The following is a 13,232-nucleotide window of genomic DNA, read 5'->3' on the forward strand; positions in this document are numbered from 1 at the left end:
GCATTTAAATCCCTATCGTTTTTATATCCGCATTCACACATATATATTCTGTCTGATAATTTTAAATCCTTTTTTATTTTTCCACATTTATGGCATTTTTTACTGCTAGGATAATATCTGTCTGCTTTTATTAATTTTATTCCATGTTTTTTTGTTTTATATTCCAGTTGTCTGATAATTTCATATAGTTTTGATTGCTGTATTTCTTTAGACAGATGTTTATTTTTCATCATTCCTGATATGTTTAAATCCTCTACAACTATATATTCTGGTTTGGTTTTCACCAGAGACGCTGTGATTTTATGTATATAATCATTGCGGATATTTTTTAACCTTATATGTATTTTCCTTATTTTTGACTCAAGTTTTATTATATTTTTAGTCTTTTGGTAACGGACTTCACCTCCTTTATGTTGAATTTTGTTTTGTTCGTATTTCCTTGATATTTGTCTTTGTAATCTTTTTAAACGCTTTAATATCTTTTTAACTTTATGTTTTTTATTTATATTTTCATATTTTGAACCATTGCTTATAGTTGCTAATGTTTTAATTCCTAAATCTATTCCTATACCTTCTGTATATTTTCCATTATCAACTTCTATATTCTCTGTTTCGAAACTTATACTTAGATACCAATCAATTCCGTCATATGTTACTCTCGGATTATAATATTTGCCCCTTTCTGGTATTTTATCTTTTTCAAACAGTCTTAACCATCCTATTTTTTCTATTAGCACCTTTGTATTTTTAAACTTAATTTTATACGGATCTACATAGAAACTGGGTTTTGATTTTTTCTTTGCCTTAAATTTTGGTTTGTTTGCTAATTTTTTAAAAAATCTTTTATATGCAGCACAAGCATCTTTTATAGCTTGTTTCGTGATATTGTTTGAATATTTATATAGCCAATTATATTCGTTAGTTTGTTTTAATTGTGTTAATTCTTTCCTTATTGCTCTATCTCCAATGATTTTTCCTGTTTCTTTATAGTACTCTTCTATTTTTGCAAGAGCAAAATTATATGCCCATCTTGCTGTCCCTGCTGCAGCCATTAATTTTGTTCGTTCCTTATTATTTACACGCAATTTAATTTTATATGTTTTTATCATTGTTATCTTCTTCTTTTAATTGATGAATTATTTTTTTTGCTTCATGAGCTATTTTACCTTTTAATTTACTGCTAAATACAGTTATAATTTGTATTAAATCTTCAGTTAGCTCTTTTTCATCTGTTTTTTTTTGTATTGTCTATTATTTCAATAGTTACTCCAAATTTATTTGCTATATTTTCAATTAATTCAAATCCAAATCTTAATAATCTATCTTTATATAAAACAACTATTTTATCAATTTCTTCATTTATTATTTTATCTAATAATTTATTCAAGCCCTTCTTATTTTTGCAAATTCTTTAATTTTTTAATAGTACATTTTTTCGTCTCCTGTTTTTGTTATATCGTAAAATTATTCAAAAACAGGAGGTTTTTATAATATTTTTTAATTTAATTTGAACTGTTATCTACCACCATTACAAAACAAAGCTTTATTTTTTTAATCTGCTTCCAAATATTATAAATACTATAAACGCTATACCCACAATTATACCATATTTCGGCGGCCAATTAAAAATTCTACCTCCAAAGATTACTATTGCAACGACTATAGAAAAAGTTGCTGCGATTAATACCGCAGCAGCACCTAAATCTTTTATTATTCCCACAATAGGACTAAAATGAGGATGAATTAAATCCATCATCCTCTCAATTAAAGTATTAACAGTTTCTAAAATTAAAACCATCAAAATAGCTAAAGTTATCCACAAAATCTGACTTTCATTAAGATCCAGAACAAATGCCAAAACAAAAGCGCCTAATGCAAAGGCCGTTTGAATCTTGAAATTTCTTTGCGTGTTAAAAACCTCAAAAAGTCCTTTAATCGCAAAAGATAAACTTTTTGAAAACTTTCTCATTAAAATCCTCTTCCATTATTTTCATTAGTTTTTATTTCATATTTCTTATCTGTATAATTATATCCTATTTTTAAAGCTTTTTCATCCAACTCATAAAACCTTGGATTAACCCTTTTCTTCATTATCTTTATCAACGTTTCTAATTTTACAATACTACAATTCTTCGCAATAGCTCCAAGACCTATCATATTAGCAACATTAGTATTTCCGAGTTCCTCATATGCTAATTTAGAAGCTGGTATTGCAACTATTTTTTTTGTAATTCTAGATACTGTTTGTGGTAATGCTTTAATATATGAACTATCATAAAAAACTATACCATTATTTTTCACCATACTTAAATGGGGAAAAGCTATATCATTCATAATATATAATACATCAAAAACCTCTGCTTTTGGATAATCAATTACTTCATCAGAATACAAAACATCACAAAAAGATAATCCACCTCTAACCTGCGCACCATAATGCTGAGATTGAACCACCCAATAACCTTCATTAACAAGAGATTCTGCTAAAATCAAACCCATAAGTATATTTCCTTGACCACCCATACCACTGATTCTAACGCTTTTTGGATCTTTTAAATTCATTTAACAACACCACCTAATTGTTCAATTAATTCTTCATATGATTCAAGATATGTTTTCCTAGTTTCATCATTATAAAATTCACCTATAATTATTTTCCCTTTCAATTCTTCATGTGGCATTGATTTTGCTTTACTTAACATAATAGTATTTTTCTTAAAAAATTCCATAAATTGTGCTGGTTTACTCATTCCATTATATCGTCCATAATATGTATGACAATTAGAAACAATCTCAACAACAGACATACCTTTATGTTTAATAGCATTTTCTATATATTTTACACTTTGAGTATAATGATATACCGTACTTCTAGCAACATAAGTCGCTCCAGAAGATATAGCCATTTTTACAGGATCAAACATATTCTCTAAATTTCCATATGGTGCTGTTGAAGCAATTGCATCCTGTGGTGTTGTTGGTGAATATTGACCACCTGTCATACCATATATATTATTATTAAATAATATTACTGTTAAATCCATATTTCTTCTGCATGCATGAATAAAATGATTGCCACCTATAGCCATCATATCTCCATCGCCGCCCATAACAACAACCTCTAAATCTGGCCTTGCTAACTTTACTCCTGTTGCAAATGGAATCGCTCTTCCATGCAAAGTATGTAATGTATTAAAATCTAAATACCCCGTAACCCTGGAAGAACATCCAATTCCAGACACTACTGCAACCTTATTTTTATCCAGACCAAGATTACCAGCAGCTTCAATAAATGATTTCATGATAATACCATTGCCACATCCAGGACACCAAACATTGGGAAGACGATCCTTTCTAAGATACTGAAAATAATTCTGATTGGACATAACACACCTCCAAGGCTATTTTTTCATCATTTTAAATTCTACACCCGTTTGTTTAAAAAATAACTTAGTTAATGCATCAGGATAATTACCGCCATATATCACTTTCTTTATTCCAGCATTAATTATCAATCTTGCGCAAATAGAACATGGTTGATGAGTAACATATATTGACGCTCCATCTGTTGAAATACCGAATTTCGCAGCTTGCATTAAAGCATTCTGCTCAGCATGCAGACCATAACATATTTCTTGATGTTCTCCACTTTTTATTCCCAAATCATCTCTAATACAACCTATTTCATCACAATGTGGAAAACCTGATGGTGGTTGATTATAACCTGTTGCTAAAATTCTCTTATCTTTTACTACAACCGCTCCTACTTTTCTATGAGTACATGAGGACCGTTCACTAACAAGAAAGGCTATTTTTATAAAATATTGGTCCCATTCCTCATCATTGTTCTTCTTTGGAAACTCCTTATAAATTAGATTTTTTATATACTCATCCACCCTATCCTTCATATATATTTTCCCTCACTTCCAGAATTTTTTCAAATACCATTTTAGATAAATCCAGGCCCTTTTTTGACATTCTAATCCTATCATCAATTATAATTAAGTCTGAAACCATTTGAAAAAGAATTTTGAAAAACTTTTCATATAATGAACCATATTTTTTCTTTAATTTCTTTATTTCAATTCCATTTATTAACCTCAATCCCATAAAAAGCTCTTCAGTAAATTCGTCAATCATTGAATTTTCTTTGTAATAATAATATGGTATTTCATTATTATCTATCTTATCAAAGTATTCTTTAAAATCCCACGTTTTAGTATATCTAATATTTTTAATATGACCTCCAGCAGAAAGCCCTAAACCATGATAATCTTCATTATTCCAATAAATTATATTATGTTTGCACTCATACCCCTTTTTCGCCCAATTTGATATCTCATATCTAACATACCCCATTTTTCTTAATTCATCTATAATCAAATCAAATCCTTTTTCAATAAATTCATATTCTGGAAGTTGCATTTTCCCTTTTTCCAATAATCTTTTTAATGGTGTATTATGATCATCATCAAAGATGTAGTATGAAACATGCTCTGGATGTAATTTTTCTATTAATCTTAAATTGTTTTCAAGGATTTCCATATTATCTCCTGGTAATCCTAAAATAAAATCTAAATTTATATTAGAAAAATATCTTCTTGCAAGATAATAATTTCTTTCTATAATTTCAATATCATATAATCGATTCATTGATCTTAAAATATTATTGTTGAATGTTTGAATACCTAAACTCAATCTATTTATTCCCAAAGAAAAATATGCATTTAATTTTTCTTTTGTTAAAGTTTCTGGATTAGACTCTATCGTTATTTCAACTGCATTATTAGCATTTATCTTTTTAAACAATTTCTCTATATGTTTTATACTTACATATGTGGGCGTACCACCACCTAAAAAAACCGTTTTTATCTTATTAGATAAATTTACTAAATCTATTTCTTTTAATAAATATTCAAAATATTTATCCTGTATCCTATTGTTAGTTGTGGATGGATAATCACAATATAAACATTTGCTTTTACAAAATGGAATATGAATGTATAACCCTATTTCAGTATTCAAAGAAGAAACTACCTCCGTTTTTTGTAATTAATATAGTAAAAGGATTATCTATATTCAATTTTGAAAAATAAATCAAAAAGTTTGAATCATTTGACATTTTTAATTGCAATCCCATATAATAATCCGCTTTATTAACTCTCAAAGGGCTTTGAAAATTAAAAAATGGAGAAAATTCATCTTTATACAAAATACCATATGCAAAATAGCCTGAAATATACTTATCATCAAAAACCCCTATTGGTAAAGAAAGAGAATATCCTAAATTGGAAACCCCAATAACCAACGGTATTGTGAAATATCGTTGCAATTCAACTCCATAATTAGAAATATCCATATTATTATAACCTGTAGAAAAAGATGAAAATTTTGCCACTGTCGGAATTAACGTTTTGGTTAAAGATATTGTTCGTGAATTACTACCACCTTTAAATACTGATTTATATGAGTACGAAAAACTTTTTGAAATTAAATCATTCTTATATTTTTTCACTGTTGTTGCTAACATAATAGAATTTTTTTCAAAATCATAACCAAAATCAACATTAAAATATCTTTCTCCAACTTTTAATTTTATTGTTCTAAAAAATACTTTTTGTGTTGTAAAAAAAACATTCCTATCATTAAAATTAATACCTGCAGTTGGCATATTCATCTTGAATAAATCCTTATCAATAGAATAACTTATCCATACTCCTATATCTGAAAAATCAGAAATATTTATAATTTCCTTTGAAACATATATATTCTCGCTGCTTACATTCAGAGAAAAGACATTTAAAGACAATATAATCATCATAATAATTAAAACTTTTTTCACAATATCACCTCCAAATTTCACTATTATAATTATAACATAATTTATATACAAAAAACCGGGCTTTGCCCGGTTTTAATCTATTTTCAATATTTTTTTTTCTTTTTCTACAATATCTTTATATTTTTCAAATAGAGAATAGTCTATTTTTCCTCTTTTCTCTCCATGATAATCTGTAGCTATAAATTCTATTAAATCATTTTTAAGAAAATAATCATCTTTTTCTACATATTCTAAATTCATCTGAAAATATACATTCATCGTTTTTAATCTTTCTATTAATTCTTCATTTTCTTGAAGCCAATGATATCTTTCAACGTGCGCTAAAATTACTTCATATCCTTCTAACTGAAGTTCAAAAATTTTATCTAATAAATACATTGGATATACTTTAGTAGGTAATTCTATTAATACAAAGTAATCCTTTAACGGAATAAAACTCTTATTATTATTTGGTTGTAAATATAACTCACTTGCTAAATATGATTTTATACCAACTTCATCACAATATGGTTTTAATTCATCATATGATTTTTTTATTTTTTCTATATCAGTTTTTACTGTTGGATGATTTATATGTGGTGTAAAAAAAACAGTATCTACATTATTTTTTTTATACTCTCTTAGTATCTCTAAAGATTCTTTCATTGTTTTCAATCCATCATCCACACCTGGCAATATATGATTATGTACATCAATATACATTATATCTCCATCCTTTATTTAATTATACCATTTTTCTTTTCTTTTTTCCTTTTTTTCTTTTGACCATCCTCATAATAATAATAATAATAATAATAATAATAACCTGAGTTTTTTTCGTTAATATCATCAATAACTAAACCCAAAAGTTTATTATCTGATGTAATAATATTTTCCAATGCTATTTTCAGTGAATGTTTTTGAGTTTTTCCTGCTCTTACTACTAAAATCAGGCCATCTGTATGTTTTGCAACTATTAAAGCGTCCGCTGCTGCTAATATTGGTGGTAAATCTATTATTATTTTATCGTATTTTTCTTTTAATTTATCCATTACTTCACCAAATTTTTTAGATGTTAACAAGGCTGTTGGATTTGGCGGCAATGGTCCTACTGGAATTACATCAAGATTTTCCATATAATTTTGTGTTATTCTTTCAATTGGCACATCTTTTAAAATATGGTTCACAATTCCAATATTGAACCTTTCTAAGCCTAAAACCTTTTCTATTCTTGGCTTTCTCATATCTATATCTATTAATAATGTTTTTAATCCATTTTGAGCATAAGATATAGCTAAATTTGCAGCACTTACAGTTTTTCCTTCGCCAGGTCCTGCACTAGTTATTGCTATTGTTTTGGGCTCAGGAGTTACTGAATAATTTATATTTGCAGATGTCAATTTTATTGATTCTGCCACTGGTGAAATCGGCTCATTTAATACTACTAATTCTGAATTCATATACTTGCTTTTCATTTCAAAGGTTGGTATTCTACCTAATATAATCTTCCCTTTTGCCATACGTTTTATTTCATCTTCATCTTTTATACTTTTATCTGCATATTCCATTATAAAGGCTATTAATATTCCTAAAAATATTCCCAAAACTCCACCTATAGCTGCTGTTAATTTTTTATTTGGTTTTATTGGTTTGTCTGGTGTTATTGCTGAATCTATTAATTTTGCTGTTCCAATAACTCCAGCTTCTGCTATTCTTGTTTCCTCTAATTTCTCAAGTAATAATGTATACAAATTTTCTTTTACTTTCACATCTCTCTGTAATTCTAACAATTGCTGTTCTAATAATGGCAATTTTGCAAATTTCTTATTATATGTTTCCTTTAATTTTATCAATGATTCTATTGTTGCTTTTAATACTTCCGTTGTATATTGTGCCTCTATTAATTGTAAATATATATCCTGATAGGCTGGATTTATTGTTTGCACTTGTGATGAAACAATTTTTGAAACTTCATTCTTTAATAATTTTTCGGTTTCCACTATCTTATCTTTTATTTCTTTTACCTTTGGGTCTGTTTCTGGATATATATTTGTCAATCCTGCTAACTCTACTTTATAATCGATTAATTTTGATTTTAGTTGATTTATAAACGGATTAGTTGATATGGTTTCCGAAGAGATTATTTTTTCATCAACCTTTTTCAATAAATCATTAAATGCTTTTATCTTTGCTTTTGTTTCCTGTAATTGTAGATTATATTGATTTATTTGTCTATCGTACTCTAATGTAAATGATAATATATTCTTTGCTTCTTCATCTAATAAAAAAACCTTATTATCTTCCTTGAATTTTCTTATTCTTTCTTCTGCTGCTTTTAATTCATTTTCTACTTTTGGTATTTGTTCTTCAATAAACTCTCTTTTTACAGTATATTCATTTTTTGAAAGTGTCTTTAAAAATTCATTATATACTTCTGCTAATTTGTTTGCTATGTTTTTTGCCATTTCAGGATCATCGCTCTGAACAGAAATTTTTACTATATTTGTATCTTTTACTGGAGATACTGTAATCATCTCTGATAATGTTTTAATTATATTATATTTATTAATTTCCTTTTTAGTTTTTTCATCGTCTGTTTTATTTCTAAAATACTCTACAAGATTTAAATCATCAATAACTTTTTCTATATTCGTTCTACTTTTAATAAGCTCAACCTCTGTTGATATTTCTGGTCTTGATGATGTTAATTGCGATGAAAAAATATCAGAAATTGAGCTACTTTGCTGTGATTCAATTTTCAAAGTAACACTCGCTTCATATATTGGTGTTGTTGTAAACAAATAGACTAATGTTAATACTATTGTCACCACCACTGTTGCAAAAAACCACCAAAACCTCTTTTTAAATATGTGTATTATATCTTCTAATGTAAGCTCTTCTTCATAGATTTCTGGTTCCATCTTATTCCTCCATTCTCGAAAAATCTTTTAATCTATGCATATTTTACCATAATTTCACAAAAATTCAATATTTCAATATTTAAAGTAAGTAACACTTTTTATAATTGTTTAAAAAATTTTTCTTCTATAATATCAAAAATAAACCATAAAAGGAACCAAGACCATAAGATATATGTAATAGCCAAAAGGATAACAAGGTTGGAAAAAATAATTTTACCTTTTTATTTTTTATTGCAATTTTAAATGAGAAATATATTGATAGAATTAAATAAATTGAAAGAATAATAAAAAATGGAATTCTTGCGATTGGTGAGAATATTGATGCAATAGAACCAAATAATAAAAATAAAACGAATAATAACGGCACAATATGCCTCAAAGAAAATGCTTTTTTGGAATAATGTGTTGAAAGAATTACCCATAAACCATTTTGAAAATTATTTTTAAATAAATCTTTAAAATTATCTCTGGCGTAGTAATATGCTTTTGCCTCAGGAATAAGCATTATTCTCATTCCTGCGTTTTTTAACCTTAAATTCATTTCTATATCCTGATTTCTTTTTAATTGTGGGACAAACATTCCAACCTTTTCAAAAATCTCTTTTTTATATATTCCATATGCTACTGTATCAACGTATTCTTCTTTTGAATTATTTAATCTGTATTTTGCACCGCCAATACCAAATGGATGGGATAATACAGTTGATATTGCTTTTGCTGTTGATGTGTTATTTCCGGGATTGGTTATTACCAAGCCTCCTGCTATGTCGCATTTGTTTTCTTCTAATCTTTTTATACATGCAGATATGTAATTTTTTGAATATGTTGTGTGAGCTCCTGCTATCATAATATAATCTCCACTTGCTTCTTTTATTCCTATATTCAAAGCTACAGGAGTTATTTTTAATTCGTTATCAATTATTTTTATATTATCATATTTTTTTAATATTTCTCTTGTTTTATCTTCGCTCATGCCATCAACAACTATTATTTCTTTATTTTCATAATTATTATCTAATAACGATTTTATACATTTCTCAATATGTTTTTCTTCATTTAATGTTGGTATTATTATCGATACTTTTTTCATTTTATTTCCTCCTGATATTTAATTTTCTGACACGACATATATTTTATTTCACTATTATTTCAACATCTTTTTTATCAAAGGCAATAGCCACTTTTATTATTTTTTCTATTCCGTAACTTTTTATTTCTTTTTCATATCCTTTTTCTTCTATTTGTTTTATTCCTCTTTCTGCGCTGTCTTTTAAATTTTTATCAAAATCTCTGCTGTATTTTTTGAATTCAAATATTATTCCTGGTTTTGTTTTGTTTTTAGGGATTAATATTAAATCTGCTCTTCCATATCCCGCTTCTCTATTACTTTTTATTATATAATCCTTTTCTAATCCTACACTCATTCCAAGTATTAATCCATGATAGAATCTTTCTGGTTCTTTTTCTGTTACATCAAAATAACTCAGTGTATTTTCTACTATTTCTTTAAACTCTTTTGTGAATTCTATTTTTTCTCCATTTATTAGTAATCTTATTATTTTATTGTATTCTATACTGCTTTCTTTTAATATGTTTAGTACCGTCATTTTATAAAAATCATGAGCTTCTTTGTTTGGTATTTTTAGTCTATATAATGCGCTGTTTCCTTCTCCTTTTTTGTCTTTCCATGTTAGGTATCCGGTGAATAGAAATAATGTCCATATGCTTTCTTCAAGATTTTCATTTAAATCTCCATATACTAAGTTTTCATTTATTGTGCTTTCTATTGTTTTTCCTTCTATTAACTCTCCTATTTTTATTTTTATCTTTTCTGTTCCTTTTCTTATCAAATCTTTTATTAATGTATTTCCACTGCTGTTTATCCAGTAATTTTTTATTTCTTTTGATCTTACAAAATTTATTATTGAGTATGGATTATATACTTCTTTTCCTCCAAAATTAAAACCGTTATACCACTCCATTATTTTTTCTTTTTCATATTCTATTCCATAGTATTTTAATATTTCATCAAGTTCTTCTTTTGTTACTCCAAATTTGTCATTGTATAGTTCATTTACTACTGTTGATATGTCAAGATTATTTACTCCTGTGAATATACTTTCTTTTGCTACTCTTGTTATTCCTGTTAATACCGCTTTTTCTAAATATTCGTTGTCTTTTAATGCATTGCCGAGCATATTTCCTATGAATACTATAAATTCATCATAATATCCTTTTAAATATGATTGTTGTATTGGTGTGTCGTATTCGTCTATTAATAATATCGCTTTTTTGCCGTGATGTTTGTAGAGATATCTGGATAGATCCAATAGGCTGTTTTCATATAATGTGTTATTTCCTTTTCTTCCGAATATTAATTTTAAATCTTCTTTTTCCCATTCATTTAGTTTTTCACTTTCTATTAAATATACGTATTCTCTGTATAAATCACTTATTTTTTTTCTTAATGTACTTATCATCTCTGTATAATTTTTTTCTTTTAAATCCTTAAATGTTATATATATCACTGGATATTTATTTAAATGTTTTTCTATTATCTCTTTTTCTTCGTATATTTTTAAGTTTTCAAATAGATGTTTGTTGTCTTGATCGTTTTTGAAAAAGTATTTTAACATGCTCATGTTTAATGTTTTTCCAAACCTTCTTGGTCTGGTTATTAGTATTACTCTGCCACCTATTATTACTTCTTTTATTAACATGCTTTTATCTATATAGTATGCATTATCTTCTATTACTGTTTTGAAATCACTATCTCCTATTGGCAGTCTTTTTAATTTCATTCTTTACACCTCCAATGCGTATTTACTTTATATTCAAATCTATTATTACCATTATATTGATATTATATCATAACCTTCAAATGTGATTAAAAAAAGTTCGCACATGCGAACTTTTTTTAATTTATAATAAACTCAATGAATTTTTCTTCTTTATCTTCTGTCCAAATAAACTTTTCTTTATGTTTTCTAATATTATTTAATAATTCATCATAATTATTATATGCTTCTAATATTTTTTCCACTGATTCATCTACATTTTTCGGATTAATAACTACCCCTATTTTTAATTTTTCAACTTCCTTTGCCATTGAAATAAATGTATTTTTTACTATTACTGGTGTTTCTGCTGCTATTGAGTCATAATATTTGTTTGGTAAAGAAAATAAATAATTTTTATTTTGTTTATCAACTAACGGGCTATATGAAATTAATGAAAAAGATGATTTTGATAATTCTTCAATCATTTTTTTATATGGAAGAAATGATGTATATTCATGTGGAATGTCTTTAAAATATTCTGAATCTACACCTATTATTTTAAATGAAAATCCATATTTTATAATTTTTTTTAACACCTTTTTTTCTTTATCTAAATTTCTATTAGACTTCCCTACAAATGATACTTCTTTCTTTTTTTCTTTTGAAATATAATTTATATCAGAATAATTTTTTAATATTAAATAATTTTTTTTGATTTTAAGCGTACTAAGAATATTATCTCTTATTTCATCAGATACAAAAATTAATTTGTCGCTATAAAAAATCTGTTTTTTTACAATTTTATTCATTATTTTCAACTTTATATTTTTCATTATTCCTGTTAAATTCTCCAAAAAATTTTCAGGGTGGTGTTCATGAAAATCATATATTATTTTTTTATGCCTTTTCTTTGCTATTTTAAAAGGTGTAATGGGGAGACTTGCTAAAAAATGATGCATGTATAATATATCATAATCATAAGCTTGTATAATTTTTAATATTTTTTTATCTAATTTTCTTCTATTAACAAGCTCATTCATCCTGTTTTTAACATTAATTTTATACTTTATAGGTATATACTCAATATTATCCTTAATATATCTTTCTTCATTTTTTTCAGTTATATACTGATATATTATTTTATTATTTTTTGATAAAGATTTTACTGTTCTAAAAACTCTTTTATCATATTTAGGATGCATATAGCCTATTATTAATATTATCATATTTTTACCTCTGAATATTTATATAATATACACATAATATTATAGGCCCTAATCAGTATTGGGAGGCCGATATTAAGTTTATCCCTACTAAAACTAATGGATTCGTTAGAATTTTAAGCATTATTGATTTTAACAATTCGTAAATAGTTGGTATTTTTAGTATTTTATTCTTTAATAAATAAAATTAAAAATTTTGTTTATTAACAGGCTATTGAATACAAAAATTGAGTGTCCAATTAGTAAGAAATAAAAAAGGCACTCCTTGATTCAATGTAGAAACATTGAATTGAGCAAAAAAACAAAGAAAAGAGTGACCAATTCAATGTTAGCACAAAAAAAGATAAAAATCCATACATATTTTGTAAAAAAAGAAATTTTATTTATTTTCAATTATCTAAGACACATGCAACTATAGATGCTAATGTTATTAAACCATGTAAAGATTCCATGTTAGGTATTGCTAAAGCTACTTTTAATAAAGAGG

General features: G+C 26.3%; 12 protein-coding genes and 1 pseudogene. All 13 read right to left on the bottom strand.

All coding sequences use genetic code 11. The annotated features are described in order from the left end of the window. On the bottom strand, positions 1-1,109 hold a 1,109-nt coding region (locus BUA62_RS07780; protein WP_072865174.1), incomplete at its 3' end, for an RNA-guided endonuclease InsQ/TnpB family protein. Further along, positions 1,093-1,399, bottom strand: a pseudogene (locus BUA62_RS11750) (recombinase family protein); the annotation flags it as partial. The gene BUA62_RS07780 and the pseudogene BUA62_RS11750, both read right to left, overlap by 17 nt. Positions 1,400-1,543: 144 nt before the next feature. After that, complete coding sequence (locus tag BUA62_RS07790; RefSeq protein ID WP_072865177.1) at positions 1,544-1,969, bottom strand: diacylglycerol kinase family protein; 426 nt, start codon at positions 1,967-1,969, stop codon at positions 1,544-1,546. Next, positions 1,969-2,562 (bottom strand): 2-oxoacid:acceptor oxidoreductase family protein, encoded by a 594-nt coding sequence (locus BUA62_RS07795; RefSeq protein WP_072865179.1) that lies wholly within the window; start codon positions 2,560-2,562, stop codon positions 1,969-1,971. Before BUA62_RS07795 ends, BUA62_RS07790 begins: the two co-directional genes overlap by 1 nt. After that, positions 2,559-3,386 carry a 2-oxoacid:ferredoxin oxidoreductase subunit beta gene (locus BUA62_RS07800; RefSeq protein ID WP_072865181.1) on the bottom strand — a complete coding sequence of 276 codons (828 nt, stop codon included), beginning with the start codon at positions 3,384-3,386 and terminating at the stop codon, positions 2,559-2,561. Before BUA62_RS07800 ends, BUA62_RS07795 begins: the two co-directional genes overlap by 4 nt. A gap of 15 nt (positions 3,387-3,401) precedes the next feature. Beyond that, on the bottom strand, positions 3,402-3,908 hold the full coding sequence (locus BUA62_RS07805; protein ID WP_072865183.1) for a deoxycytidylate deaminase: 507 nt from the start codon (positions 3,906-3,908) through the stop codon (positions 3,402-3,404). Next, on the bottom strand, positions 3,898-5,025 hold the full coding sequence (hemW, locus tag BUA62_RS07810) for a radical SAM family heme chaperone HemW (protein ID WP_072865185.1): 1,128 nt from the start codon (positions 5,023-5,025) through the stop codon (positions 3,898-3,900). Before hemW ends, BUA62_RS07805 begins: the two co-directional genes overlap by 11 nt. Next, on the bottom strand, positions 5,015-5,842 hold the full coding sequence (locus tag BUA62_RS07815) for a hypothetical protein (RefSeq protein ID WP_072865187.1): 828 nt from the start codon (positions 5,840-5,842) through the stop codon (positions 5,015-5,017). The genes hemW and BUA62_RS07815 overlap by 11 nt, the downstream gene beginning before the upstream one ends. Positions 5,843-5,914: 72 nt before the next feature. Next, positions 5,915-6,544: a CpsB/CapC family capsule biosynthesis tyrosine phosphatase gene (locus tag BUA62_RS07820; protein ID WP_072865189.1), complete on the bottom strand. Its 630-nt coding sequence runs from the start codon at positions 6,542-6,544 to the stop codon at positions 5,915-5,917. 14 nt (positions 6,545-6,558) lie between these two features. Next, on the bottom strand, positions 6,559-8,742 hold the full coding sequence (locus BUA62_RS07825; RefSeq protein ID WP_072865191.1) for a GumC family protein: 2,184 nt from the start codon (positions 8,740-8,742) through the stop codon (positions 6,559-6,561). Positions 8,743-8,866: 124 nt separating this feature from the next. Continuing rightward, the gene (locus BUA62_RS07830; protein WP_072865193.1) at positions 8,867-9,832 is read right to left on the bottom strand and encodes a glycosyltransferase family 2 protein; all 966 of its coding nucleotides are present in this window, start codon (positions 9,830-9,832) and stop codon (positions 8,867-8,869) included. 43 nt (positions 9,833-9,875) lie between these two features. Continuing rightward, complete coding sequence (locus tag BUA62_RS07835; protein ID WP_072865194.1) at positions 9,876-11,543, bottom strand: AAA family ATPase; 1,668 nt, start codon at positions 11,541-11,543, stop codon at positions 9,876-9,878. A 116-nt stretch (positions 11,544-11,659) separates the two neighbouring features. After that, complete coding sequence (locus tag BUA62_RS07840) at positions 11,660-12,748, bottom strand: glycosyltransferase (protein ID WP_072865196.1); 1,089 nt, start codon at positions 12,746-12,748, stop codon at positions 11,660-11,662. Between the last annotated feature and the right edge of the window lie 484 nt (positions 12,749-13,232).

Origin of the sequence: Marinitoga hydrogenitolerans DSM 16785, from assembly GCF_900129175.1 — a bacterium.
Lineage (GTDB): Bacteria > Thermotogota > Thermotogae > Petrotogales > Petrotogaceae > Marinitoga > Marinitoga hydrogenitolerans.

What these genes read in the sequence shown, in the direction of transcription:
- BUA62_RS07805 (WP_072865183.1), bottom strand. Translation starts at nt 3,908, where the DNA reads ATGAAGGATAGGGTGGATGAGTATATAAAAAATCTAATTTATAAGGAG.
- BUA62_RS07790 (WP_072865177.1), bottom strand. Translation starts at nt 1,969, where the DNA reads ATGAGAAAGTTTTCAAAAAGTTTATCTTTTGCGATTAAAGGACTTTTT.
- BUA62_RS07840 (WP_072865196.1), bottom strand. Translation starts at nt 12,748, where the DNA reads ATGATAATATTAATAATAGGCTATATGCATCCTAAATATGATAAAAGA.
- BUA62_RS07820 (WP_072865189.1), bottom strand. Translation starts at nt 6,544, where the DNA reads ATGTATATTGATGTACATAATCATATATTGCCAGGTGTGGATGATGGA.
- BUA62_RS07825 (WP_072865191.1), bottom strand. Translation starts at nt 8,742, where the DNA reads ATGGAACCAGAAATCTATGAAGAAGAGCTTACATTAGAAGATATAATA.
- BUA62_RS07795 (WP_072865179.1), bottom strand. Translation starts at nt 2,562, where the DNA reads ATGAATTTAAAAGATCCAAAAAGCGTTAGAATCAGTGGTATGGGTGGT.
- BUA62_RS07835 (WP_072865194.1), bottom strand. Translation starts at nt 11,543, where the DNA reads ATGAAATTAAAAAGACTGCCAATAGGAGATAGTGATTTCAAAACAGTA.
- BUA62_RS07800 (WP_072865181.1), bottom strand. Translation starts at nt 3,386, where the DNA reads ATGTCCAATCAGAATTATTTTCAGTATCTTAGAAAGGATCGTCTTCCC.
- BUA62_RS07830 (WP_072865193.1), bottom strand. Translation starts at nt 9,832, where the DNA reads ATGAAAAAAGTATCGATAATAATACCAACATTAAATGAAGAAAAACAT.